21 protein-coding genes and 1 riboswitch are annotated in these 24,494 nt (G+C 57.8%); of the genes, 18 read left to right on the top strand and 3 right to left on the bottom strand.

Annotated features, from left to right (window positions below; all coding sequences use genetic code 11):
• Positions 1-116 precede the first annotated feature (116 nt).
• Positions 117-2,381, bottom strand: coding sequence for a 5-methyltetrahydropteroyltriglutamate--homocysteine S-methyltransferase (metE, locus tag CYB_RS08970; RefSeq protein WP_011433481.1), 2,265 nt, complete (start codon positions 2,379-2,381; stop codon positions 117-119).
• Between the two features lie 456 nt (positions 2,382-2,837).
• Positions 2,838-3,043, bottom strand: a riboswitch (cobalamin riboswitch).
• 378 nt (positions 3,044-3,421) lie between these two features.
• Here metE and CYB_RS08965 point away from each other — a divergent pair.
• The 12 genes from CYB_RS08965 to CYB_RS08910 all read left to right on the top strand — a co-directional run bounded on the left by CYB_RS08965 (position 3,422) and on the right by CYB_RS08910 (position 16,415).
• Positions 3,422-4,912 carry an ABC transporter substrate-binding protein gene (locus CYB_RS08965; protein WP_238376737.1) on the top strand — a complete coding sequence of 497 codons (1,491 nt, stop codon included), beginning with the start codon at positions 3,422-3,424 and terminating at the stop codon, positions 4,910-4,912.
• Positions 4,897-5,898, top strand: coding sequence for an ABC transporter permease (locus CYB_RS08960; protein ID WP_011433479.1), 1,002 nt, complete (start codon positions 4,897-4,899; stop codon positions 5,896-5,898). Before CYB_RS08965 ends, CYB_RS08960 begins: the two co-directional genes overlap by 16 nt.
• Positions 5,895-6,788 carry an ABC transporter permease gene (locus CYB_RS08955; RefSeq protein ID WP_011433478.1) on the top strand — a complete coding sequence of 298 codons (894 nt, stop codon included), beginning with the start codon at positions 5,895-5,897 and terminating at the stop codon, positions 6,786-6,788. The genes CYB_RS08960 and CYB_RS08955 overlap by 4 nt, the downstream gene beginning before the upstream one ends.
• A 4-nt stretch (positions 6,789-6,792) precedes the next feature.
• Positions 6,793-7,722, top strand: coding sequence for an ABC transporter ATP-binding protein (locus CYB_RS08950; RefSeq protein ID WP_011433477.1), 930 nt, complete (start codon positions 6,793-6,795; stop codon positions 7,720-7,722).
• A complete protein-coding gene (locus CYB_RS08945) occupies positions 7,709-8,383 on the top strand; it encodes an ABC transporter ATP-binding protein (RefSeq protein ID WP_011433476.1) in 675 nt (224 codons plus the stop codon). Before CYB_RS08950 ends, CYB_RS08945 begins: the two co-directional genes overlap by 14 nt.
• 93 nt (positions 8,384-8,476) lie before the next feature.
• The gene (locus tag CYB_RS08940; protein ID WP_011433475.1) at positions 8,477-9,388 is read left to right on the top strand and encodes a cell division protein FtsX; all 912 of its coding nucleotides are present in this window, start codon (positions 8,477-8,479) and stop codon (positions 9,386-9,388) included.
• A 61-nt stretch (positions 9,389-9,449) separates the two neighbouring features.
• Positions 9,450-10,052 (top strand): hypothetical protein, encoded by a 603-nt coding sequence (locus CYB_RS08935; RefSeq protein ID WP_238376736.1) that lies wholly within the window; start codon positions 9,450-9,452, stop codon positions 10,050-10,052.
• Between the two features lie 57 nt (positions 10,053-10,109).
• Positions 10,110-11,294, top strand: coding sequence for a pyridoxal phosphate-dependent aminotransferase (locus CYB_RS08930; RefSeq protein ID WP_041436608.1), 1,185 nt, complete (start codon positions 10,110-10,112; stop codon positions 11,292-11,294).
• Between the two features lie 158 nt (positions 11,295-11,452).
• Entirely contained in the window at positions 11,453-12,253 is an 801-nt protein-coding gene (locus CYB_RS08925) for a ParA family protein (protein WP_011433472.1), read from the top strand.
• Position 12,254: 1 nt separating this feature from the next.
• A complete protein-coding gene (locus CYB_RS08920; protein WP_041436605.1) occupies positions 12,255-13,088 on the top strand; it encodes a hypothetical protein in 834 nt (277 codons plus the stop codon).
• Positions 13,089-13,382: 294 nt separating this feature from the next.
• Positions 13,383-15,008, top strand: coding sequence for a peptide chain release factor 3 (locus tag CYB_RS08915; protein ID WP_011433470.1), 1,626 nt, complete (start codon positions 13,383-13,385; stop codon positions 15,006-15,008).
• Between the two features lie 186 nt (positions 15,009-15,194).
• The gene (locus CYB_RS08910) at positions 15,195-16,415 is read left to right on the top strand and encodes an aminotransferase class V-fold PLP-dependent enzyme (protein ID WP_148202741.1); all 1,221 of its coding nucleotides are present in this window, start codon (positions 15,195-15,197) and stop codon (positions 16,413-16,415) included.
• A gap of 419 nt (positions 16,416-16,834) precedes the next feature.
• On the opposite strand, the gene CYB_RS08905 is transcribed toward CYB_RS08910, so the two are convergent.
• Positions 16,835-17,830, bottom strand: coding sequence for a hypothetical protein (locus CYB_RS08905; RefSeq protein ID WP_238376735.1), 996 nt, complete (start codon positions 17,828-17,830; stop codon positions 16,835-16,837).
• Positions 17,831-18,136: 306 nt separating this feature from the next.
• Between CYB_RS08905 and CYB_RS08900 the strand changes: the two genes are divergently transcribed.
• The 3 genes from CYB_RS08900 to CYB_RS08890 all read left to right on the top strand — a co-directional run bounded on the left by CYB_RS08900 (position 18,137) and on the right by CYB_RS08890 (position 21,495).
• Positions 18,137-19,354, top strand: coding sequence for an RNA-guided endonuclease InsQ/TnpB family protein (locus CYB_RS08900; RefSeq protein ID WP_011433467.1), 1,218 nt, complete (start codon positions 18,137-18,139; stop codon positions 19,352-19,354).
• A gap of 132 nt (positions 19,355-19,486) precedes the next feature.
• Positions 19,487-20,500, top strand: a complete 1,014-nt coding sequence (locus CYB_RS08895) for an ABC transporter ATP-binding protein (RefSeq protein WP_202943698.1) — start codon at positions 19,487-19,489, stop codon at positions 20,498-20,500.
• 140 nt (positions 20,501-20,640) lie between these two features.
• Positions 20,641-21,495 carry an ABC transporter permease gene (locus CYB_RS08890; RefSeq protein ID WP_011433465.1) on the top strand — a complete coding sequence of 285 codons (855 nt, stop codon included), beginning with the start codon at positions 20,641-20,643 and terminating at the stop codon, positions 21,493-21,495.
• A gap of 24 nt (positions 21,496-21,519) precedes the next feature.
• On the opposite strand, the gene CYB_RS08885 is transcribed toward CYB_RS08890, so the two are convergent.
• Positions 21,520-21,735, bottom strand: coding sequence for a hypothetical protein (locus tag CYB_RS08885; RefSeq protein WP_011433464.1), 216 nt, complete (start codon positions 21,733-21,735; stop codon positions 21,520-21,522).
• Positions 21,736-21,851: 116 nt separating this feature from the next.
• Between CYB_RS08885 and CYB_RS08880 the strand changes: the two genes are divergently transcribed.
• The 3 genes from CYB_RS08880 (at position 21,852) to CYB_RS08870 (ending at position 24,434) form a co-directional block, all read left to right on the top strand.
• Entirely contained in the window at positions 21,852-22,502 is a 651-nt protein-coding gene (locus CYB_RS08880) for a class I SAM-dependent methyltransferase (RefSeq protein WP_011433463.1), read from the top strand.
• Positions 22,503-22,616: 114 nt separating this feature from the next.
• Positions 22,617-23,639, top strand: coding sequence for a thiamine-phosphate kinase (gene thiL, locus CYB_RS08875; RefSeq protein WP_011433462.1), 1,023 nt, complete (start codon positions 22,617-22,619; stop codon positions 23,637-23,639).
• A 201-nt stretch (positions 23,640-23,840) separates the two neighbouring features.
• Positions 23,841-24,434: a hypothetical protein gene (locus CYB_RS08870; protein WP_011433461.1), complete on the top strand. Its 594-nt coding sequence runs from the start codon at positions 23,841-23,843 to the stop codon at positions 24,432-24,434.
• Positions 24,435-24,494 lie beyond the last annotated feature (60 nt).

The raw sequence follows: 24,494 nt of genomic DNA, 5'->3' as shown, positions 1-24,494 counted from the left end.
TGCCGGTTGCATCAGCAGACCGTAGGCCCTAAGCCAGCCGCATCAGCACAACAGCGGCACCGCCCGCGGCGACTTGTCAAGCCAGCCCGACCAGTTACATCAGCGGGTCGTGGGCCTTACTCGCGCAGACCCTCAGGTTGGGTTTCCAGAAGCTCCTCCCCTAGCTGATGAGCGGCAGCCACCATATTTTTCAGTGCGGGGATCACCTCCTCCCAGCGGCGGGTCTTGAGGCCACAATCGGGATTAACCCAAGTTTGCTCCACAGGCAAGTGGGCCAGTCCTGTGCGCAGCTGCTGCAGGATTTGCTCAACGCTCGGCACCGCAGGGCTGTGGACATCGTAAACGCCGTTGCCCACCTGGTGACGATACCCAGCCTGGGCAATTTGCAGCAGGGTTTTGTTGTTGCTGCGGCTGTTTTCAATGGAAAGCACGTCGGCATCCAGCCGCTCAATGTGCTCGATGATGTCCCCAAACTCTGAGTAGCACATGTGGGTGTGAATCTGGGTTTCCGGCTTGGCCCCGCCGGTAGCTAGGCGAAAGGCATCCACTGCCCAGCTGAGGTATTCTGGCCAGCGTTCTTTTTTCAGAGGTAGCCCCTCCCGCAGTGCCGGCTCATCCACTTGCACCATCACCGCTCCAGCCGCTTCCAGATCTGCCACTTCGGCTCTCAAGGCCAGGGCAATCTGCAAAGCCTGCTCCCGCCGGGGAATATCAACACGGGGAAAGGACCAGTTGAGCATAGTCACTGGCCCCGTGAGCATGCCTTTCACCGGCTTTTGGGTGTGGGACTGGGCTACTTGGAATTCCCGCACTGTCATGGGTTGGGGGCGAACCACGTCGCCGTAGAGAATGGGAGGGCGCACGCAGCGGCTGCCGTAACTCTGCACCCAGCCGTGTTCAGTGAAGGCAAAGCCTTCCAGCTTCTGGGCAAAGTACTCCACCATGTCGGTGCGCTCAAATTCCCCATGCACCAACACATCCAGGCCAATCTCTTCTTGAATGCGGATGCACTTGGCAATCTCAGCGTCAATGGCTGCTTCGTACTCCGCCTGCGAAACCTCCCCTCTTTTGTACTTAGCTCGCCACTGCCGCACCTCTGGAGTTTGGGGGAAGGAGCCAATGGTGGTGGTGGGCAAAGGTGGTAGCTGAACCTGCCGACTTAGGCGCTGCTCGTAGGGCAGGAATCGCTCGAAGTCCTGGAGCTTGAGGTTGGCCAAAGCCTGGCGCACTTGGGGGTTGGGGGGGCTAAACTGCGCAAAGCTCTGCCATTGCTGCTGGATTTCCGCCTGCTGGGCAGCAGTGTCTTCGCCGTTGAGGGCTCGCGCCAGGAGAGCTACTTCGGCCAGCTTCTGTTCGGCAAAGCTGAGGACATTTCTGAGGGGTTCCGGCAACTGGGCTTCCAGAGCAGCGTCGTGGGGCACAAATTGCAACGAAGCGGAAGGCTGCACCCGTAGGTTGGGAGCTACCCCCTGCAGCTCCCGCAGGCTGGCCAAGACGGTCTCAGGCTGAACCTTCCAGACATTCCGAGCGTCCACTACGCCAGCACCTAGGATCTGGTCAGCCGGAAAGCCATAGGTTCTTACCAGATCCAGGGTGTGGCCACGGGTAAAGTCAAGGCTAATGCCGGCCACCGGCAGTTGCACCACCCAGGGGTAAGTCTCCCCCAGGTCATCGAAGTAGGTGACCAAGTGGACAGGGATCCCGGCGGTTGCCAACTGGCGGTAGCTCATTTCCACAGCTTCCCGCAGGCCACTTCCCTGGCTGGTAACCAAAATGGGATCGTGAATCTGGACTTCTGGGATCCCCAGCTGTTTTAACTCCTGGAGGAGATCCCGGTACAGAGGAAGGAGCTTTTCCAAGTCCGCCCGCAGATCCCCAGATCGCTGGCTAAGGCAGAGCAAAGTCACTGGACTGAGGACAACGGGGCTGGTGCGCTCCCCTAGGATCCCTTGGGCCCGCCGAACTCTTTCCAAAAAATCCCCAAAGTTAGGACTGGGATCGGCTTCCGGCTCAATTTCGGGTACCAAGTAGTGGTAGTTGGTGTCAAACCACTTGGTCATTTCCAAAGCCGGCAGGCCCTCCCGCCCCCGCGCCATGGCAAAGTAGCGGTCTAAACCCGACAGACCTCGGAACCGAGAGGGGATCAGCCCCAGCCAGGTGGCCCAGTCCAGTACATGGTCGTAGAGAGTCTGATCCCCTACCGCAATGTGATCAATCCCAGCTTGTAGCTGAGTCTGCCAGGCTTGAGTCTCCAAATCCCAAAAGGTAGCCAGCAGAGCCTCTGACCCTAGGGCACCACTCCAAAAGCCTTCCAAAGCTTTTTTGAGCTCGCGGCGCTTGCCCATGCGGGCATACCCCAATGTCATGGTTTGTGCAGTCATGTTGTGTGCCATCCCAAATACTGAGTTTTCTAATTTTCCTGCGTTCAATTCGCCCTCAACTGGGATCCCGCCCGCCAAGGAAGAAACCGGCTGTTCCTCTCTTGCCTCTGGAACCCCAACAAAACACTGCCTTTTGCGCAAAAAAGATACTCAACGCAGCCAGCGATCGCAGTGGCTACTTGCCAGCCTACCAATTGAAGTCAGGAAGCCTGACATCTCACTCTTTCCTTCGCGTAGGCGGGCTGTAGATCTTGATAGATCTTGGTGCAACAGCACCCAAAATTTACTCTCTCCCGGCCAACTGGCTCAGAGTCTTGCTTGGGTTCTTGGACTTATTTCTACTGCTGAGGAGTACCGAAAGCTTGTGGGAGCAACGCCGGGAAAATGCTCAGGATAACGAAAGCAGAAACGAGCTAAAGCCAAGACAGTTACCATCTGTACCTCGCAGATGTTGTGAAGTTTAGAAAAACCATCGGCGGGCATTCTGACTGACACGGTTTTGGGGGACAAGATCTGGATCGGCAGCGAATGACTCTAGAGATTTGCTGCAGAACTTCTCCTAAACCGGATCACAGCTGCGGGACAGCGGCAGATTCTCACTGCTCTTTCCCCGTTTCCTCTGGCGGCTGATCCCCGTCAGAACCGATAGCTGAGCTACATCGTATCACGGAGTTCAGAGACGGGAGTAGAGTGCTTCAATCATCACCAAGCCAGCAGCCTTTGGAGCTACCAGACCTCACCTTTCACCCAGCGGTCTTGCAGGAAGTCATCGGAACCCTCTAAGCATCCTCCCCCCCTGCATTGCTCTCAAGATAAGGCAGTGATAGCTTAGCTGCCATAAGTCTTGTCCAGGAGGCAAGGGGGTTTGCTCCTTTTTGCTGAAAAAGCGACAGATCGGGGTTTCTATGGCATCAAGCTTAAAAGTAACTGTGTGGTCTGTGGGCCTCTTCTTGCTGAGCCAGATGTGGGCTGGATGCGCTCAGAATGCTGCTGAGCGGACAGCTTTCGATCCAAAGCTAGCAGGATCCAGCGATCAAATCGTGCTGGCCATTGGAGGGGAAAGGGAAGAAGGATTTGATCCCACCCTGGGCTGGGGACGTTACGGTTCGCCTTTGTTCCAAAGCACTCTGCTGCGGCGGGACGAGAACCTTGAGATTGTAAACGACCTGGCGACTGGCTACACTGTCAGCCAAGATGGCCTAACCTGGACGGTAACCCTACGAAAGGATGCAGTCTTCTCCGATGGAAAACCTGTCACAGCAGCGGACGTGGCTTACACCTTTAACCAAGCAGCTCGGAGTGGTGGTCTGGTCGACCTAACCGCCCTAAAGGAAGCAGTAGCTATCGACACTCATACGGTGGAGCTGCGGCTGCAAAAACCCCAAAGTACTTTTGTCAACCGCCTCATCACCTTGGGTATCGTGCCTCAACATGCCCACGGGCCTGATTATGCTCGCAAACCCATTGGCTCTGGCCCCTACCGACTGGTGCAGTGGGATGAGGGGCAACAACTGATTGTGGAGGCAAATCCCTTATATTACGGCCAGACTCCTGGCATTCGGCGGCTGGTTTTCCTTTTCCTGGAGGAGGATGCAGCCTTTGCAGCAGCCCGAGCCGGACAGGTACACGTGGTTAGCGTGCCTCAGTCTTTGGCTAAGCAAACTGTTGAGGGCATGAAGCTTCACGCCATTCCCAGTGTGGATAACCGAGGGCTGATGTTCCCCTTTCCCCCTAAAACCGGTGCGACAACCCCAAAGGGATACCCCATCGGCAACGATGTGACTTCTGACTTGGCGATTCGCAAGGCGGTCAACTTCGCCATTGACCGACAGGCGCTGGTGGATGGAGTCCTAGAAGGCTACGGATCCCCTGCCTATGGCCCAGTCAGCGGTTTGCCCTGGGAAGAGCCGACCGCCAAGATTGAGGACAACAATCCAGACCTGGCCCGTCAGATTCTAGCTGAGGGAGGCTGGAGCGATAAAGATGGGGATGGGGTAGTGGAAAAAAACGGGCTGCGGGCTGAGTTCACCGTGCTCTACCCGGCCAACGACAGCATTCGCCAAGCCCTGGCCCTAGCTGTTGCAGAAATGCTGCGGCCTGTGGGCATCCGAGTCAATGTCGAGGGCAAAAGTTGGGATGACATCACTCCGCTCATGCACAGCAACGTGGTGCTGTTTGGCTGGGGCAGCCATGACCCAACTGAGGTGTACAACCTCTACCACAGCAAAGCGGCCCAGGGGGGATTTTTCAATGCCGGCTACTATGCCAACCCGTTTGTGGATCGAATGCTGGATCTGGCTATGGAGGCCCCCTCTGAAGCTGAAGCTATCCCCTTCTGGCGGGCAGCCCAGTGGGATGGAAAGCAAGGCTTTACTGCCAAAGGAGATGCAGCCTGGGCTTGGTTGGTGAACCTGGATCATACCTACTTTGTCCAAGAGTGCTTGGATATAGGCCAGCCGCAGGTACAGCCTCATGGCCATGGTTGGCCAATCACAGCCAACATCACCCGTTGGAAATGGACGTGCAACTGAGGTCAGTTCTGCTGTTTCTGGCTTATAAGCTGACTCGGCTGGGGTTGCTGCTGGCGGCTGTGGCAGTCCTGACGTTTGCCCTGCTCAGCTTCTCCCCTGTTGATCCCGTACAAGCCTATGTAGGGGCCGACATGCTGCAGATCAGCCCAGCCCAACGAGACCTGATTGCCCAGCGTTGGGGGCTGGATCAGCCCATGCTGCTTCGCTTTGGGAACTGGCTTGGGCAGATGGTTCAAGGCAACTGGGGCACCTCAATGGTGTTCGATCAGCCAGTGGTGCAGGTCATTCAACAGCGGTTTGAGCTATCGCTGCCCTTACTGGCAATTGCCTGGCTGCTTTCCGGTTTCCTGGGAGTGGGGTTGGGGGTTTTGGCCGCAGCGTTTCAGGGCGCTTGGGTTGACCGCAGTATTCGTCTTTACGCCTACACCCTCGCCTCTTCTCCCCCTTTCTGGGTGGCGCTGCTACTCTTGATCGCGTTTTCGGTAGAGCTGGGTCTAACACCTATCTGTTGCGCCGCGCCACCTGGCGCGTTGGCGGAGGAGGTGACTTTTTGGCAGCGCTTACACCACTTGCTCTTGCCTGCTTTCACCCTAACTTTCATCGGCGTTGCCAACATCACCTTGCACACTCGTCAGAAGCTCATTGACGTGTTGCACAGCAACTATGTGCTGTTTGCTCGTGCCCAGGGGGAAAGCCTGGCTGGGATCCTGTGGTACCACGGCTTGCGGAATATCTTGCTGCCTGCGCTGACGCTGCAATTTGCCTCCTTTGGGGAACTGTTTGGTGGCTCAGTGTTAGTGGAACAGGTGTTTGCTTATCCAGGACTGGGACAAGCAACGGTACAGGCAGCTTTGCGCAGTGATGTGCCTCTGTTGGTGGGCATTGTGTTTTTCAGCGCCTTGTTTGTCTATGCCGGCAATACCCTAGCTGACCTGTCCTACCAGATTGTCGATCCACGCATTCGCCTTGGCGGGAGGATAGGATGATCCCTTTTGCATCGCCTCGTGTTGCTGCTGCTGATGCCGATGGGGGGATGAAATTCTCAGAGTCCTCTGTCAAAGGAGAGCGCAGGCGGCAGACTCTGTGGGCAATTGGACTGTGTGCTTTTTTTTTGGTGTCTATCCTCTGCAGCGCTGGGCTTATCGGCGATACCGGACTGAGCCCGAACCTAACTCAGCGGAATCAGCCTCCTTCCCTGGCCCATCCCTTCGGCACCGACTGGCTGGGGCGGGATATGCTGGCCCGATCCTTGCACGGGATGTCCCTTAGTCTGTGGGTAGGCATGCTGGCTGCCGCCGTCAGCGTGGTGATCGCCGCTGTTTTGGGTTTGGTGAGTGGCACGGTGGGAGGCTGGGTGGATGCCTCGATCTGCTGGATGATTGACCTATGTTTCAGCCTGCCTCACCTGGTGGTGCAGATCCTTATAGCTTTTGCTGTCGGCGGCGGAGTTCGGGGAGTCATTGTTGCCGTTGCCCTCACCCACTGGCCCAGCCTAGCGCGCCTGGTGCGGGCCGAGGTGTTACAGGTCAGCAGTTCTGACTATGCCCAGAGTTCTTACCGACTGGGCCGCTCTTCCCTCTGGGTTGCCCGCTACCATATGATGCCTCACATTTTGCCCCAGCTCCTAGTGGGACTTATTCTGCTGTTTCCCCACGCCATTTTGCACGAAGCAGCCCTCTCATTCATTGGGGTAGGTATTTCGCCGCACCTACCGGCCATCGGCATTATTCTGGCCGAATCCATGCGCCACCTCTCCACCGGCTACTGGTGGCTGGGGGTTATGCCTGGACTGCTGCTGCTGCTGTCGGTCAAGGCTTTTGACTGGCTGGGAGAAAACCTGCAGGCCCTTCTCAATCCGCGTACGGCTCAGGAGTAGGGAAATGTTGGTGGTCTCCGGCCTAAACATTAGGTTCAGCCGATACGAGCGGGGGCTGCGCCGCCGCTACCTTCAGGTGATTACAGATCTGGATCTGGAGGTTAAGGCAGGGGAGGTGGTGGCAGTGGTGGGGGCCAGCGGATCGGGCAAAAGTTTGCTGGCCCATGCCCTCTTGGGTCTTTTGCCAGAGAACGCTACCCTGCGCGGTACTCTCCTATTTCAGGGGCAGCCCTTGACCCCTGAGCGGTGTAGGCAACTGCGCGGCAAGGCCATTGCTCTCATCCCCCAGTCTGTGGACTACCTGGATCCCCTCATGCAAGTAGGATCCCAGGTACAGCGGGTAGCTCGGCTCAGCGGTGCCTCCCAAGGCGAGGCCCGTAGAGCAGTGAGCCGCATCTTTGCCCGCTATAGCTTGCCGCCGGGAACAGAGGGCCTCTACCCTTTCCAGCTCTCCGGAGGCATGGCACGGCGGGTGCTGGTATCGACGGCGGCAGTTAGCAGAGCCAAGCTGGTGATAGCCGACGAGCCCACGCCAGGCTTGGACGCGGAGGTGGTGGCTGAGACCCTTGCCCATCTGCGGGAACTGGCCCAGGAGGGCCGAGGCGTTATGTTGATTACACACGATATTCAGGCGGCGTTGTCGGTGGCAGATCGAGTGGCAGTCTTCTATGCGGGCACTACAGTCGAGTTGGCCTCGGCTCAGGATTTCGAAAGGGGAAACTTGCGCCACCCCTACACTCAAGCTCTGTGGCGATCCCTGCCCCAAAATGAGTTTGCTCCCCTGCCGGGCAACCAGCCTGACCCTGAGGCACTGCCTGCGGGTTGTTTGTTTGGGGATCGCTGCCCCTGGGCAAGTGAAATCTGTCGAGCTGAGCATCCGCCTCTGCGGGCGGTTGGAGGAGGGTGGGTGAGGTGTATCCATGCTCAAGGGTGAGCATCTCTGGTTTCGCTATGGACGGCATCTGCCTTGGGTGGTGCAAGATCAGACCCTTCAAGTAGAACTTGGGGAAGTCGTAGGGCTGATGGCTCCCTCTGGTTTTGGCAAAACTACTCTGGCCAAGTTGCTGGCGGGCTACCTTACCCCCAGCCAAGGTCGGGTGAGTGTGACAGGGCAGCCTTTGCCTCGGCGAGGGTACTGCCCAGTGCAGCTTGTCTTTCAACATCCAGAGCAGGCCGTTAACCCCCACTGGCGCATAGCTCAGGTCTTGCGGGAAGGGCCTCCTCCCCAGCCAGAGGTTCTCCACACCTTAGGCATTTCCCCCAGTTGGCTCAACCGCTATCCCCATGAGCTAAGCGGGGGAGAATTGCAGCGGGTTGTCATCGCCCGGGTTCTCAACCCACAAACTCGCTATTTGATTGCAGATGAGATGACAGCCATGCTCGACGCCAATACCCAAGCCCTGATCTGGCAAGCTGTCTTGGCCTATGGGCGGGCACATCAGATGGGGCTTTTGGTCATCAGTCATGATCGCTTTCTCCTGGAACGGCTCTGCAGCCGCTACGTCATCATGACCAGCCATGACCCCTATCTGGTGGAGCGGGCCGGCCACCGGGTGGTGCGCATGGAGGGAGGGCGCCTGTATGATCTGCGCTGAGGGCTGCCGGGATCCCTATTTTGCTCTCCACAGGCTCTGTTGAGCTCCAGGGGGCAAGGGTCTGAGCCCATTGATTGTTGGATGGAGAACAGCATGCAATCTCTCTCCCGATTTCTCAATAAAATCCGCTATCTCCTACAGGAGACTTTTTTGGGGTTGCGGCGGGGGGGCTGGCTGAACTGGGCCGCTGTGAGCACCCTGCTGGTGTTGCTGTTCTTGGTGGGGATCGGCGTTGAGCTGTCCTGGGGCCTGGATGCCACGGTGCAGTCGCTGGGAGGACAACTGGAGATCTCCGTCTACCTGGAGCCGGAACGGCAGGGGGTGGAGCTGCAACCTCAGGTCGCCCAACTGCCTCATGTGGCCGAGGTGAAGGTCATCACCAAAGACCAAGCTTGGCGCACCCTCTTGATCGAGATGGGGATCCAAGACGAGGCGGCCATGGAAACCCAGTTGGGGGAGAACCCCTTGGTGGATGCTCTGCGGGTTAAGGCGGATTCCACCGAAGCCTTGGGGGAAGTGGCGGAGCAGATTCGCCAACTGGAAGGGGTGGATGAGGTCTACTACGGCGACCGCATTGTGGAGCAACTGGCCCAGCTCCAGGACATGCTACGGCTGGGATCCCTGACCATTACCGGCGTGTTGGCCCTGACAGCGGTGGCGGTCATCACCACCACCATTCGCCTCATCGTCATGGCGCGGCGGCGGGAGATCGAGGTGATGCAATTGGTGGGGGCGACGGCAGCCTGGATTTACTTGCCCTTTATTTTGCAAGGGTGCCTGTTTGGGGTGATCAGCGCAGTGGGAGCTTGGGGATTGATCTTGGGATCCCAGCAGTTGCTGCAGGAGCTGCTGGAGCAGTTGATTGTCTTGCCCTTCCTCAAGGTGATGCAGGCAGATCGCAGCCAACTGGAGTTTTGGCTCTTGCCGTCGATGTTGTTGGGGATGGGGGTTTTTCTGGGCACCACCAGCAGCTTGATCGCGGTGCGCAAGTCGGCAGGGCGATGAGCTGGAGGCGATGCTGAGGAAAGCCCTGGATATTCCAATCTGAGGATCGCCATAGGATAAGATGATGGACTCTACTTCCCTGGCTTTCCAAGATCTGGCCGCCATGAACCCATTGCCTCCTCCCGCCCACCCCTACCAGTTCCGCGCTTTGGGCCTGATTAAGGGATCCCTGAAATCGATCCCCAAGACTTATGCGCAGGCAACCTTGGTTGCCTCTGACGGAGCAGAATATCCGGCTACCCCCGGACGCGCCGAGCTTCTCGGCCCCTTCGAGCACTGCATCAAGAGCGGCCATACCTACTGGTACTACGTGCAGCCGCAGCCGCGTTCAGGGGGGGCTTTGGGCTTGAGCATCATCCGCATCCTGGCCCTGCCGGAAGAGGAGCAAGACCCAGAGTGGGAAGAAGAACCGTTTTTGCCTGCCCCTGAGGACACAGAGGAAGGCTTTAACATCCGCGGCATTGTCGAGCCCCACGATGGCTTTGTTGAGGTGACCGTGCGGCGCAAGCCCCAGGGAACCAAGCAATTTGCTCCTCTGCAATTGCGCTTGGAAGGGTTCTTGCCCGGAGCTGTGGCGGGCGAGTTTTGGGATCTGTTGGCAGAGCGAGAGGGCAACAAACTGCTGTTGGTGGATGGTACCCGCCTGTTGACCGCAGTAGCCTAGCTATCTAGATTGGCCCTGCTTGAGAACCTTAAAATAAACCAAAGAGCTTCCCAACCGATGGTGTCTGCTGCCGGCTTGTCCCAACGGGTCGCCCATCTATCCCCTTCCCCCACGCTATCCATTTCGGCTCTGGCTAAAGCCATGCAGGCAGAGGGGCTGGATGTGTGTAGCTTGAGCGCGGGCGAGCCGGATTTCGATACGCCTGACCACATTCGGGCCGCGGCCATCCGTGCTCTGGAAGAGGGCAAAACCCGTTACGGCCCCACCGCTGGGATCCCCGCCCTTCGCCAAGCAGTGGCCGATAAGCTGCGGCAGGAAAACGGCCTGGAGTTCAGCCACGACCAAATCCTGATCAGCAACGGCGGCAAGCAAACCCTGTTTAACCTGGCCATGGTGCTGCTGGATCCCGGCGATGAAGTGATCCTGCCTGTTCCCTACTGGGTCAGCTACCCCGAAATTGCCATTTTGGCAGGGGCAAAGGTTGTGCAGGTGCAGACGGAAGAGGCCCAGGGGTTCAAGCTCACCGCCGCCCAACTGCGCCAGGCCCTCACCCCCCGTAGCAAGCTGCTGATTCTCAACTCGCCGGCCAACCCCACCGGAGCCGTTTACCACCAGCACGAGCTGGCAGCTCTGGCAGAGGTGATCCTCTCCGCCCCCCATCTGTACGTGATCTGCGACGAGATCTACGAAAAGCTGGTTTATGGACAAGCCCGCCACATCAGCCTGGGATCCCTTTGCCCTGACTTGATGCCGCGCCTGATTCTCAGCAGTGGCTTTGCCAAAGCCTACGCCATGACCGGCTGGCGGGTGGGCTACTTGGCCGGGCCCAAGCCCATCATTGAGGCGGCCATCAACCTGCAAAGCCACAGCACCTCCAATGTCTGCACCTTCGCCCAGTACGGTGCTCTGGAAGCCCTGACCAGCCCCCTATCGGCAGCGGCTGTGGAAAAAATGCGCCAAGAATTCTGGCAGCGGCGGGATCTGATGCTGGACGGGATCCGCACCTTGCCAGGGGCGACTTGCCCGGAGCCAGAAGGTGCATTTTATGTGTTTGTCAACATCGGCCAAACCGGGTTAAGTTCGGTGGAGTTTTGCCGGCAGCTGCTCAAGGAACACCACGTGGCTGCTGTGCCGGGGGTAGCCTTTGGGGCAGATTCCTACATTCGCCTTTCCTATGCTGCCGATCGCACCACCCTCGAAAAAGGGCTGCAGCGGCTGCACCGGTTTGTGTCTTCCCTCTGAGAATTCAATCCGAGGATCGAAAAGAACTGAGGAAGCTCAGCTCCCAGCGGCTGGATCCCTGTAGGCCATTCCCAGCGGCGGGATCCCTATCTGAAGTGTGAACACTATTGCTTAACCCTAGCTATAGTGTTAGGGGATGGGCTACGAGGGGATAACTCATGTCTGGCAGAACGGCGCTTGTCATCACCGTTGCCTGTTTGAGTGGGGGATCCGGAAAGACCACAGCCGCCCTCAACCTGGCCATCATGTTGGCCGAGCATGGCAAGACGCTGGCCGTTGACTTTGACCCACAGGGCAACCTGAGCCAGTGGATGGGCTGGACGGATCTGTCGGAGTCGGCCACCATTGCCGAGACGATTTTGCCGGGGGCGGATCGGGTTCACATTCGGGAGATTATCCGTCCGCCGTTGAATGAGGATCGCCAGGAGCGGCTGTGGTTGGCCCCCAGCGATTACAGTCTCTCGCGGGCTATGGATGCGATCGTGATGGAGCCGGGGCGGGAGCTGTTTTTGAAGCGGGCTTTGCGACCGATTCTGCCGGAGTATGACTTTTTGGTCATCGACAGCCCCCCCTCGAAAGGGTTGCTCACCTACAACAGCATTCTCAGCGCCGATCTGCTGGTGGTGCCGACGGAATGTACCCAAAAGGGGGTGATGGGGGCCCTAAGTACCCTGGTGCTGTTGAAAGAATTGGAAGAGCTGGATTTTCATGTGCCCAAGTTTTTGGGGGTGCTCCCCACACGGGAACAGTGGGTGGGCAACAACCGCACCAAAATGTCGCGGGCCGCGGTGGAAGCCTTGGCGGAAATGATGCAAGGGATCCCCATTTTCACGCCGGTGCGGCAAAGTACAGTGGTGCAGCAAACCAACAGCATGGGCTGGTCCTTGGCGGAGGCGGGGGAAGATCTCCTGGCCCAACCTTATCGTGAGGTCCTCAAGGCTGTGTTGGAGGCCCGCTAACATGGCTACCGCCAAGAAGCCTCCCAAAAAAAAATTGCCCACCGGCCCCACCAAGGCAGATTTGCTCTCGCGCATGGGGGTGAATAAGCAGCCAGAGCCGATGGAACTTGCGCCTACGGCTGCCGATGGCGTTGAGGCTCCGCACCGTCCAGAGGACAACAGGGGGACGGATTCCCTGGATCTGCCTCACCCTGCGGCATTAGATGTTGAGCCCGATCCATCTGCCGCCGCCTCGTCCCCTCTGTGCCAGGTTGCCACAACCCCACCAGAGGCAGGACGGATGCCTCTCCTGGCCAGTGTGCTCTCCACACCTGAAGCTCCTTCTCGGGATGCGGATCCCTTGTCCAACTTGTCGCCCGCTCCGGTCGAGGTGGAAAGGGTTGTCTCCCCACCCCAGGTCAGTCTGGCCAAATGGGCCAATACTTCGCTGCCAACTGAAAAGCCAGCCGAGCTTTTGCCCCCTGCTACTGCTTGCACCGACAATGGGGTTCGCCGCAATGGCACCCCCAATGGGCAGGGTGCCCAGTCGGATCCCCGCGAGGCTCTGGATGCACAACTGGGCCTGCAAAAGCTTACCCTCAAATGGTCTGCCGAGAGGGTAGAAAAGCTGGGATCCCTGGAAAGCGCCACCGGCCTACCGGGCGAGATTTTGCTGGAAGTCTTGCTGGATCATTGGGAACAATTGCCCAAGCCCTTGCAGCAAGATTGCCTCCTGCAAGCCCACCGCATTCGCGTCGAGCGGCTGGTGATCAGCCAAAACTTCACCATTGCCACGATTGAGCAACTGCTCTTCACGTCAGCGTTGCGCAACAACAACGAGCAGCATCTGCTTTGAGTTCTGGCCGGTTGGCCTGGGAAATTCCCCCTCAAGATCTCCGCCAGTATGCCAGACAACAGGGATCCCTGTTCCTGTGCTAGGGTCAAAATGGTTCTGTTGGCTTTTCGCGCTTTTCGGCCTGTGCTCTCTCCCCCTCGCTACCTGGCGGCAACCCAACCTCATTATTCTCAAGCGTATTTCCCACTGATTTTCTATTTTTTCCTTCTCCGTATTTCTCCCATCCTTTAGGGGACAACATCGCGGCGGAATCTTCTTTAAGGCGACCAGGTTGTAGTGGAGCGGCAACAGTTGATGAAAGAACTTGATTTGGCCAAAGCTGTAGAGCAACGGCGCACCTTTGCCATTATTTCCCATCCCGATGCGGGGAAGACCACCCTCACCGAAAAGCTGCTGTTGTACGGGGGGGCCATTCAAGAAGCGGGAGCTGTGAAGGCCCGTCGGGCGCAAAAGCGGGCCACTTCCGACTGGATGGAACTGGAAAAGCAGCGGGGTATTTCCATCACCTCTACCGTCCTGCAATTTGATTACCGCAACATTCGTCTCAATCTGCTGGATACTCCCGGCCACCAGGACTTCAGCGAAGACACCTATCGCACCCTAGCAGCGGCTGACAATGCCGTGATGCTGGAAGATGCCGGCAAAGGGTTGGAAACCCAGACCCGCAAGCTGTTTGAAGTGTGTCAGATGCGGGGGCTGCCGATTTTTACCTTTATCAACAAGATGGATCGCCCAAGTCGGGATCCCTTGGAGCTGATGGATGAAATTGAGACAGAACTGGGCCTCAAGCCCTATCCTGTCAACTGGCCAATTGGCTCAGGCGAGCGGTTTACTGCGCTATTTGACCGCCGAACTCAGGAGTTTCATTTCTTTGAGCGGGTATCTGGGGGGCGGCTAAGAGTTCAAGATACCGTCATTAAACTTGGGGATCCGCAAATTGAGGAGTTGATCGACAAGGACTTGTATTACCAATTCAAGGAAGAGCTGGAACTGCTGGATGGTCTCATGCCCACCTTGGATCTAAAACAGGTGCATTCTGGCAAACAAACCCCGGTCTTTTTCGGCAGTGCCATGACCAATTTTGGGGTGGAGCTTTTCCTCAATGCATTTTTGGAGTATTCCTTACCGCCAATGCCTCACGAGAGCACTGCTGGGCTAATCCCGCCCGAACATCCTGAGTTTACGGGCTTCGTCTTTAAACTGCAGGCCAACATGGATCCCCGCCATCGGGATCGCGTTGCTTTTGTGCGCATCTGTTCCGGCAAGTTTGAGAAGGATATGGTGGTCAACCATGCCCGCCTCAATCGTCCCATTCGCCTATCTTATCCCCAGAAGTTGTTTGCTCAAGAGCGCATCTCCATCGATGAAGCTTACCCTGGGGATGTGATCGGCCTGAATAATCCCGGCATCTTCACCATTGGGGATACCATCTACACCGGCCCGAAGCTGCGCTACGCCGGGATCCCTAGCTTTTCTCCTGAGCTGTTTGCCTACTTGAAGAATCCCAATCCTTCCAAGTTTAAGCAGTTCCAGAAAGGGGTAGCGGAACTGCGGGAAGAAGGGGCTGTACAAATCATGTACTCTATCGACGATTCCAAACGGGATCCGATTGTGGCAGCGGTGGGCCAGTTGCAGTTTGAGGTTTTGCAGTATCGCCTTGAAAGTGAATACAACGTCGAAACCCGACTGGAGATGTTGCCCTACACACTGGCTCGCTGGGTCGAGAATGGCTGGAAGGCGCTGGAGAATATTCCCAGCTTGTTTAACACCCTAGTTGTTAAAGACATTCAAGACAGGCCCGTTCTTCTGTTTAAGAACGAGTGGACTTTACAGCAATTTGCTGCCAGCAACCCTAAAATCAAGCTCAGCAAAATTGCCCCTATCTCGGATCTCGGCCCAGAATTGGGTGACGGCCAATAGATCAACCTAAGAGAATCCGTCTCAAAGAGCCTTAGGTTCTGACATTCAGTCGAGATGCCATTGGTCTCCACATCAGCGGTGTTGATAGGTGTTGATATCTTCGGATTTCTGAGCAAACCCCTCACACAGATCGCAGCAATTCCCCCATCTTTTTCCTGCATCGTCCAGGGACAGAGGGAGTGAACCATGCCTTTCTTCTCCAACCTGGGATCCGATTCTCCCCACTTTGGCGCTGCCCTCAGTGCTTGTGCGCCACTTTGCGAACGCTCCTTGTGGGGACTGGATCCGCAAGCCGTTTTTTTGAATCACGGCTCCTACGGCGCGACCCCGAAAAAGGTGTTGCAGGCCCAGAGTGTATGGCGGGAACGCCTTGAGGCTCAGCCGGTGCAGTTTATGGGAGAGGAACTTCCTCGAGCCTTGCGGGCGGCGGCAGCAGAACTGGCCCATTTCGTCGGGGCCGAACCCGAAAATTTGGTGTTTGTGGAAAATGCCACCAGCGGGGTCAATGCCGTTTTGCGCTCGCTGCGGTTCCGGCCAGAGGATCAGATCGCCTGCACCAATCACGGTTACGGGGCCGTTCGTCAGGCATTGCAGTACATCTGTGCCCAGTGGGGAGCCATCCCAGTTGAGGCGCAGATCCCTTTCCCCATTGCGGGGCCAGAGCAGGTTATCGCGGCCTTCGAGGCCATCCTCACTCCCCAAACTCGCCTGGCGGTGTTGGATCACCTCACCTCGCCTACGGCTCTGATCTACCCCCTGCCTGAGCTGATCGGCCTCTGTCGGGAGCGCGGGATCCCGGTTTTGGTGGATGGCGCCCATGCCCCCGGAGTTCTCCCCTTGGAGTTGGAAAAGCTAGGAGCCGATTGGTACACCGGCAATGCCCACAAGTGGCTGTTTGCCCCGAAAGGCTGTGCCTTTTTGTGGGTGGCCCCCTATCGACAGGCCCAAACCCATCCTACGGTGATCTCCCACGGCTATAGGCAAGGGTTCACAGCGGAGTTCGACTGGGTGGGCACACGGGATCCCAGCGCTTGGTTGGCCATTTCAGCAGCCCTGGCGTTTATCCAAGGGGTGGGACTGGACAATATCCGTCAGCACAACCACACTCTGCTGCTGCAGGCGCGGCAGTTGCTCTTGGAGGCTCTTGAGGGGATCCCGCCCGCCCCCGAAAAGATGTTGGGCTTTATGGCCACCCTACCCTTGCCGCCATTTTGGCAGCAGTGGATCCCTGAGCTTCCTCTTGAGGAGCGCGCCCGTCGGCTTCACGATTACCTCTGGTACAAGTACCGCATTGAGGTTCCGATCATCCCCTTCGCCGGGCAGCTTTGGGTACGCATCTCGGCCCAGGTCTACAACCGTTTGGCAGAGTACGAACAGTTGGCGCTGGCCTTGCAGCATCTGCCCTGAGGTTTTGTCGGTTGAGCCGCTTTCACGACATTGCAAGTATAGTTGCTTCGCACACCAGTAAAACGATTCCAGATCTATGGTCAATTCAGTTGAGGATGAGATGACGTTACAGGTAGGATGGCATGCCAGTAGACCTCAGAAAGAAGCCTTGACTGAGAGAGTCGTAGGGCATGTCCAGGAAGGGAGCAGACCCACAGACGTACAAAGCCGGTCATACAGCGGAAGGGAAGGGTATGGGAGTCGGTAAAAGCAGCGCGGAACGCTTGGGGAGCGTCTCAATCTAGTTTGAAGCGACCGCAGTGCTTTCAAGAGGGCAAGGATGCATGCAGATGGAGGAACTTCTGTTGATGAAGTGACAAGGCCTGCTTTTGCGAGTCGGACTATTCTACTGGCCAGTGTCTCATTGCTATTTGAATTGACTATCTGAAAAAGTCAGAAAACGTATCCCGCAGATCCGAAAGCCGATCGTTGAAGCAAGTCAGCCGATCCCCTGCGGAGTTCACCAGCGTCAGATCTGCCCGACCGGTTGTCCCTTCAAATCCCAGTAGAGGAACGCTCATGCGGCTGGGATCCGTGGGATTCTGGGAAACGCGGATGACGGCTCGATCGCGGTTAAATTGATAAGCCTCGGCCACATAGCGGATGGGCTCGCTCAAGGTGGGATCTACCGGCAGCCCTGGGGCCGGCAGGAGATCCACCAGCTCGGTGAACGTGCCACTCCGCAGGCCCACCACGGCAGCAGCTCCCAACTGGTTACAAATGGCAATGAGAACCGGCTCTTGGGCAGTGGCGGTGAGGTTGGCCAAGGTAACCGTGACCGTGGCGCGGCTGGCTGCCGGCGGGTAGGTGACCTCAAAGGTGCGGGCAAAGGCATTGCCCAGCTCGTCGCGGGCGCGAAAGCGAAGCTGCCCGGTGTAGGGCAGGATGGAAGAAAAGTAGATGCCAAAGCGGTCGCTGGGACTCCGTCCGGGGATATTGGCCTGTCCGGGGACATAGGCAAGGGCAGCCCGGCTTTGCCACTGATTGGGCGGGGTGTAGGGCAGCAGCGGGCCACTGGTGAAGTTAGGGGGTTCTTTGGGGGGCAGATCCGGCTGGCCATCTCTGTTCAGATCCAGCCCATTGCCCAAGAAGGCCACCGAGCGCTGTAAGAGAATAGGACGGTTTTGGTTATCCAAAAGGGGATTCCGCCTTTCTGCCAGCCCGGCATTGTCCACATAGACATTAAGGGGGCGATTTAGGATTTGGTTATCCCGCTGCCGCCGCATGTTGAACTGTAGGTAGGGCCCCACTGCGCCCGCTGCCGGGGATCCCCCTGTAATTTCAAAATCATCTGCCCGCAGAAAGACATTTTCCAGTGGGCCCAGAGGAGTTGTTCCCTCGCCGCAACCGACCAAGCCAAGCGCTAAAATGGCCAAGGCTGTATAAGCTACAACAGAGCATCCTTTTTCGATAGGGGAATCCGAGCTCCCACAAGTCGGCAGCAGGGGCCGGCAGGCATGCTTTGGCTTCAGCATTCATCTCCTCTCCACAACAGACACCTTGGCGAGGGTTAAACCCAACCGGACTGAGTTGAGGATGGGCGGGGATCCCTCTGCACTCATCGGATTCGCCTGAACCACTATACCGTGAGCCTCGGTTCAGCTAGAAATCGCAGGAGCCCCGCACTGTACCCGTAGGGTCAGTGCCGGGAGGAATGCGCTTTGATGAAGTACAATGAACTTATGAGCCAAGTCCTGACCATATCCTGTAAGCTCAAGGCGTCCCAGTCGCAAGCCGCCAAATTGGACGCGACTTTGGAGGCTTTTGGCCAAGCCTTGAACTGGGTCAACCAGAACACGCCGGAGAAGATCGTCAACGCGGTCAAACTGCAATCCCTTTGCTACTACGAGATTCGAGCCCGGTTCGGCTTGTCCAGTAACTTGGCTCAACAGGTGTGCAGACGGGTGGCAGGCGCTCGCAAAGTGGCGAGACAGCGCAACCGTCCGATTAAAGAGTTCAAGCGTAGGTTCGTTACCTACGACGCACGTATCTTCTCATTCCGCGAGAAAGACTGGACGGTGTCGCTGACCACGGTTGAAGGGAGAGAACGCTTTGAGCTAGCCATTGGTAACTACCAGAGGGGAATGCTGGCTGGCTCTAACCCCAAATCGGCCACCCTAGTCCAGCGGAAAGACGGCTCCTACGACATCCAGATTTGCGTAGAGAAAAACCCGCCCAAGCAACAAGATACCGACAGGGTGATCGGGGTGGACTTGGGCAGGACGGATATCGCCCATACGTCAGAGGGGGACAACTGGAATGGACAGCAGTTGAACCGAGTCCGCGACCACTACTCCAAGCTGAGGGCGGCACTCCAACGCAAAGCCAGTAAGGGCACACGCAGTTCGCGGCGCAGATGCAGAGAACTGTTGCAACGGCTGTCTGGCAAGGAGAGACGCTTTCAGTCGCGTCAGCGTTGCGTAGCAAAAACGTGGGTCAATCATCGCATCTCCAAAGCTATTGTCTCTAGGGCAAAAGCTACCAACAGCGCTATTGCTCTGGAAGACCTGACAGGGATCCGGGAAAGGGTCAATCAACAGCCACGCAGCAAAGCCGAGCGGCGTAGGACCAACAGTTGGGCGTTCTACCAACTACGTCAGTTTCTGGAGTACAAGGCGAGGGTTGCAGGGGTTGCTCTGATTCTTGTGCCGCCCGCCTACACGTCGCAGACCTGCCACAAGTGTTTACACATCCATCCCGATCCTGCGCAATCCTACCGCAGTGGCAAGTCGTTCAAGTGTGGGCACTGTGGATGGGAAGGGGATGCGGATTTGAATGGTGCGAATGTGATTGCGCTCTTGGGGGCTGTCGTAAACCAGCCTAGAGGTCCGGGCTTGTTTTGTTCTCTGGTAGAGCAGAACAGGCTCAGGGCTACTGAAAGCCCGCTCCGTACCGCTTAGCGGTCGGAGCCGGGTAGTTTACCTCCCACCATCCCTAGGGGGCTGGCGGCAACGAGCAAGAAATGGTGGCGATCCCTGGCCTCATCTCCCGAACAGGCTTGATAGCCTAGAGGAAGCGAGATGTGGATACCCATGTCAGATACTCCTGCGGTCTTGGTAGAGCAACTTCAGAAGCGCTACGGATCCACAGTGGCCGTGGCGGACGTCTCATTTCAGGTGGAACCCGGCCAGATCTACGGCATTCTCGGCCCCAATGGGGCCGGCAAGACCACCACTTTGCATTGCCTCTGCACCTTGCTTCGTCCCGATGCGGGCCGGATAGAGGTGTACGGGATCCCAGCCAGCGAAAACCCCAAAGCGGTACGAGAAAAACTGGGGTTTGTTGCCCAAGAGGTGGCTTTGGATAAGGTGCTGACCGGGCGAGAATTGTTGCAGTTGCAGGCCGACCTCCACCACCTGCCGCGCCCCTTGGCTCAAGAGCGAATCGCTGCCGTCCTGGAGCTGCTGGGGCTGACCGACCGCGCCGACCAGCGCATCGGTACCTACTCCGGCGGGCTGCGCAAACGCTTGGATCTGGCGGCAGGACTGCTCCATCAACCCCAGGTGCTGGTCTTGGACGAGCCCACGGTGGGCCTGGACATTCCCAGTCGGCTGGCCATCTGGGATTTTTTGCGCCAACTCAAGAACACAGGGATCACGGTGGTGCTCAGCAGCCACTACCTGGAGGAGATCGACCTGCTGGCGGATCGGGTGGCCATCATCGACCGGGGCAAGGTGATTGCCGAGGGAACCCCCGAGGAGCTGAAAACCCGCGTCGGCGGCGAGCGCATCACCGTCAAGCTGCAGGAATTTGCCCCGGCGGAACTGGCCCAACGGGGTGCCCAACTGCTGGGATCCCTGCCCTTTGTCCAGAAGGTGGTGATCAACAGCGCCCAGGGCAACGCCTTGAACCTGGTGGTGCAGCGGAATGGGGAGGATCCCCTCAGCCAGATCCGCGCTCACTTGCAAGCTCATGGGCTAGAGGTGTTCAGCAGCACCCAGTCTCGTCCCAGCTTGGATGATGTGTATTTGGCGGCAACCGGGCAAACCCTCATGGATGCGGAGCTGGCCGCTGCCGAGGCCAATCTGGGCAAAAAGAAAAAGTAACTTCATCACCTCATGATCGAGCCCCATTGATCCCTGTACAAAGGCATATCGAGATATTTATTGGTTGTATTGGTTGATGGATTAGATACTGCATTCATTCATCACACATTCATTGATCACAACTCTACAGGAGCTTGGGTATGACCTCTGCCTCTTCCCCGGTTCAATCTAACCCGATCCCCCTTCTGACGGCTGATTTTTGGCAGGAGACCTTTGCCCTCACCCGCCGCTTGTTTATCCAACTGCAGCGTCGCCCCACAACCTTGCTGGCCGGCATTATCCAGCCGTTGCTCTGGCTGATTCTATTTGGAGCCTTGTTTCAGAATGCTCCTGCCGGCATTTTCGGGGCCGGACAAAACTACACCCAGTTTTTGGGGGCGGGAGTCATCGTGTTTACGGCTTTTGGTGGAGCCTTGAATGCCGGAGTGCCGGTGATTTTCGACCGAGAATTTGGCTTTTTGAACCGGTTGTTGGTGGCTCCCCTCACCTCTCGTTTTTCCATTGTTCTTGCTTCTAGCCTGTTCATCGTCAGCTTGGCGCTGCTGCAGACGGCGGTGATTGTGGGGGCAGATTACGCCCTTGGGGCCGGGATCCCCGACGGGCCAGGCTTGGCGGTGGTGGCCCTGATCGTGGGCCTGTTGGTCTTGGGCTTCACGGCGCTGAGCTTGGGCTTGGCCTTTGCCATGCCGGGGCACCAGCAATTGCTGGCTTTCATCTTTTTGGTGAACTTGCCCCTGATCTTTTCCAGCACGGCCTTGGCTCCCCTGAGCTTTATGCCCACCTGGCTGCGTTGGGTGGCCAGCCTCAACCCCCTCACTTTTGCCATCGAGCCCATCCGCCATGTTTACCGCAGCAGCCATTGGAGCTGGGCCGATGTGGTGCTGCAGGCTCCCTGGGGCGATCTCACCCTGGCGGGATCCCTGGGCCTTTTGACGGGGTTTGTGGGGGTGTCGGTTCTACTGGTGCAGGGGGTGTTGCGCAAAAGCTTGGCCTGAGCATCTCTGCCCAGGCTGTGCCGCTCAAAGCCACTGGCGGGAAACGGACTTCTCCATAGCTGCCTGTGCCCGCTGCACCAGAGCCAGGGGGCTGTCCTGGGCTGGGGAAACGCTGAGAGAAGGAGTAAGGCTGCGAGCCTGCAGAGCCATGTGGAGCTGCAGTTCGGTTACGTACTCCCGCAGGCCAAAGTTAGACCCAGAAGAAGAAGGAGCCGCTGAAGAGGGGTGAGACACAGACATCACGGCAAAGAGTCCTTCGCGAAATGGCCACTGTTGCTCTGCTAAGGTATCACGCCCACCCCTTTTCCGAAGCTTCCAAAATGTTAGCTTTGATTAAGATTTGCAACCGTTTGGCCATGGTGGTGCTCAAGGATTGGCAGCGCTCCAAGTTGGATCCCAGCGACGATGCCCTCTTTTACAGCTATCCTCGCTTCGTGACTCATGTGGATTCTGGCTTCATCGGCCAGCTCACCGATCTATACCGCGAGCATTTGCGGCCCCAGACCCGGATTCTCGATCTGATGAGCAGTTGGGTCTCCCATTTGCCGCCTGAGATGGAGTTTGCCCATGTGGAGGGGCATGGGATGAACCCGGAGGAACTGGCGGCCAACCCCCGGCTGGATCACTTCTTCATCCAGAACTTGAACCAAAACCCAAGTCTGCCCTTCCCTGATCAATCCTTCGACGCGGTGCTAAACACGGTCTCGGTGCAATATCTGCAGCAGCCAGAGCAGGTGTTTGCCGAGGTGTATCGCATTCTAAAGCCCCAGGGCCTGTTCATCGTCAGCTTCTCCAATCGCATGTTTTTCCAGAAGGCGATCCAGGCTTGGCGGGACAACTCTGAGGCGGGGCGGGTGGAGTTGGTCAGGCGCTATTTTGAGTCGGTGCCAGGGTTTGCGGTGGTGAAGGTGATCCAGCGGCCTGCCCCTATGGGTTGGCTGGGCTTTTGGGCAGGCGGAGGCGGGGATCCCTTCTATGCCCTGATTGGACAGCGGACGGCGGGGTAGAATTCTCCAGCTTGCCTGTGGCGTGCAGGCGGGATCCTTGGAAATATCCAACAAGAACCCATCATCCATCAGCTTTTTCAGCTTTGCTATCCTCGCTACCCTCAGAGGTCTGTCTTGTTCTCCGGTCTTCCTGACAGTGCTTCCCCACAAAACGGCAATCCTTCCCCCCTACCCATCTCGGCAATTGGGGAGGCAGGGCTGCTGCAGATCGTGCAGCGCTACTGTCCGGCCCAGGTGGTGGGAGACGATGCGGCGGTGTTGGCTGCTCCGGAGGGGCAGTTGGTGGTGACAACCGATGTGTTGGTGGAGGGAGTTCACTTCAGCGATCTGACGACCCCGGCCCATGCGGTGGGCTGGCGCGCGGTGGCCGCCAATCTGTCGGATCTGGCCGCGATGGGATCCCGTCCGCAGGCGTTGGTGGTGGGTTTGGGCTTGCCGGGCTCCACACCGGTTGCTTGGGTGGAGGAGCTTTATCAAGGGATGCGGGACTGTTGCGCCCGCTGGGAATGCCAACTGGTGGGAGGGGATCTGTGTCGGTCGCCGCATCGATTTGTGGCAATCACGGCCCTGGGATCGGTGCAGCCGGGGCGGGCCATTCAGCGCAGACGGGCTCAACCCGGCGATTGGCTGGTGGTAACAGGGCCCCACGGAGATGCGCGGGCAGGCTTGGAGCTGCTTCTCCATCCTGAACAGGGATCCTCAGCTACGGCGGCCGAGCGCGAGCAGTTGATCAGGGCTCACCAATACCCACGCCCGCGCCTGGATCTGGTGCCCCTCTTGGAAAGGATCCCGGATCCCTTGCGCATTGCCGGCATGGATACCAGCGACGGTTTGGCAGATGCCCTGGTGCAGGTGTGTCAGGCCAGTGGGGTGGAGGCAAGGATTGCCGTGGAGCGGATCCCGATTTCAGAAGCTTTGCGGCAGGCTTTTCCGGCCCAAGCCTTGGAATGGGCGCTTTATGGGGGCGAAGATTTTGAGCTGCTCCTCAGTGCCGAGGTGTCGGTGGCCAAGCATCTGTTGGAAAGATTGCCGGGGGCCGTTTGGATTGGAGAAGTGACAGGCTGGGATCCGCAGGGAACCGTCTGGCTGAAGGACGGGCAGGCCCTCAGTCGTCAGCAAGCCTTCCAGCATTTCTAAGAGGCGTTGTGCTGCAGGATGGTCACCCAAACTGCCAACAGTTGAAAACAAATCGACTTGTGGGAGAAAACAAGCCCTAGGAAGGATTCGATAACCTAGAAGTGGAGAGAAGCTGAGACAAGGAAGCAAATTGACTTGGAATAGCTTCAGGCAACTGCTCAGAACTCGGCAGAACTTGGAGAAGCATTGGAGACTCTACTCATGAAAGCTATCTTAACAGCAGCCCTTATTGGCCTGGCCGGGATCCCTGCGTTGGCCCCCTTGCCCAGTTCGGCTCAGCCGCTTTTTGAATTGGGTGCCTACCGCCTTGAGCAGGGGACGATTATCCCGGTCGGCAGCCTGAGTAGCGAAGGGCCGCAATACTTTTACCCCGACACCGTCTATCCCCTGGAAGTGGCCGTTACTCAGAACATTTTTGACAGCCAGGGGCGCTTGGTGATCCCGGCGGGTAGCCGCATTTTTGGACAGATGGAACCTGCACCGGGCGGATCCCGCTTTGTCGGCACTTCCATTGTTCTCGGCGGTCGTACCTACAGCCTGCGGGCTTCCTCCAACATCCTCCACGACGAAAAGGATCCCCGTCAGTATTCGGCTGAGGCCATCGCTCAGGATGCAGCCATTGGGGCAGCCGCGGGAGCCATTTTGGGGGCCATCACGGGCAGAGTATCAGTGGGCAATGTCCTGGGAGGTGCCGCGACCGGAGTGGTGGTGGGCAATGTTACCGCTCCGCAGGTGGTGGTGCTGCGCCCCGGCCAATCTTTCAATCTAACTTTGGAAGCTCCGCTGACTTTGTGAGGTGCCGTTTGGAGATTCCTCTGGGAGTGTTGAGGGTCGGCAACTTGTGATTCACTGGGG

The organism is Synechococcus sp. JA-2-3B'a(2-13), assembly GCF_000013225.1.
GTDB lineage: Bacteria > Cyanobacteriota > Cyanobacteriia > Thermostichales > Thermostichaceae > Thermostichus.
Note: the sequence above shows the minus strand (reverse complement) of the source record. Positions and strands in the feature narration are given on the sequence as shown.

Excerpts from the sequence above, each read along its gene's own strand:
- CYB_RS08955 (WP_011433478.1), top strand. The coding sequence starts at position 5,895 with ATGATCCCTTTTGCATCGCCTCGTGTTGCTGCTGCTGATGCCGATGGG.
- CYB_RS08935 (WP_238376736.1), top strand. The coding sequence starts at position 9,450 with ATGATGGACTCTACTTCCCTGGCTTTCCAAGATCTGGCCGCCATGAAC.
- CYB_RS08960 (WP_011433479.1), top strand. The coding sequence starts at position 4,897 with ATGGACGTGCAACTGAGGTCAGTTCTGCTGTTTCTGGCTTATAAGCTG.
- CYB_RS08915 (WP_011433470.1), top strand. The coding sequence starts at position 13,383 with ATGAAAGAACTTGATTTGGCCAAAGCTGTAGAGCAACGGCGCACCTTT.
- CYB_RS08880 (WP_011433463.1), top strand. The coding sequence starts at position 21,852 with ATGGTGGTGCTCAAGGATTGGCAGCGCTCCAAGTTGGATCCCAGCGAC.
- CYB_RS08900 (WP_011433467.1), top strand. The coding sequence starts at position 18,137 with ATGAGCCAAGTCCTGACCATATCCTGTAAGCTCAAGGCGTCCCAGTCG.
- CYB_RS08940 (WP_011433475.1), top strand. The coding sequence starts at position 8,477 with ATGCAATCTCTCTCCCGATTTCTCAATAAAATCCGCTATCTCCTACAG.
- CYB_RS08930 (WP_041436608.1), top strand. The coding sequence starts at position 10,110 with ATGGTGTCTGCTGCCGGCTTGTCCCAACGGGTCGCCCATCTATCCCCT.
- CYB_RS08895 (WP_202943698.1), top strand. The coding sequence starts at position 19,487 with ATGTCAGATACTCCTGCGGTCTTGGTAGAGCAACTTCAGAAGCGCTAC.
- CYB_RS08920 (WP_041436605.1), top strand. The coding sequence starts at position 12,255 with ATGGCTACCGCCAAGAAGCCTCCCAAAAAAAAATTGCCCACCGGCCCC.
- CYB_RS08945 (WP_011433476.1), top strand. The coding sequence starts at position 7,709 with ATGCTCAAGGGTGAGCATCTCTGGTTTCGCTATGGACGGCATCTGCCT.
- CYB_RS08910 (WP_148202741.1), top strand. The coding sequence starts at position 15,195 with ATGCCTTTCTTCTCCAACCTGGGATCCGATTCTCCCCACTTTGGCGCT.
- CYB_RS08925 (WP_011433472.1), top strand. The coding sequence starts at position 11,453 with ATGTCTGGCAGAACGGCGCTTGTCATCACCGTTGCCTGTTTGAGTGGG.
- CYB_RS08870 (WP_011433461.1), top strand. The coding sequence starts at position 23,841 with ATGAAAGCTATCTTAACAGCAGCCCTTATTGGCCTGGCCGGGATCCCT.
- metE (WP_011433481.1), bottom strand. The coding sequence starts at position 2,381 with ATGACTGCACAAACCATGACATTGGGGTATGCCCGCATGGGCAAGCGC.
- CYB_RS08950 (WP_011433477.1), top strand. The coding sequence starts at position 6,793 with ATGTTGGTGGTCTCCGGCCTAAACATTAGGTTCAGCCGATACGAGCGG.
- CYB_RS08890 (WP_011433465.1), top strand. The coding sequence starts at position 20,641 with ATGACCTCTGCCTCTTCCCCGGTTCAATCTAACCCGATCCCCCTTCTG.
- CYB_RS08885 (WP_011433464.1), bottom strand. The coding sequence starts at position 21,735 with ATGTCTGTGTCTCACCCCTCTTCAGCGGCTCCTTCTTCTTCTGGGTCT.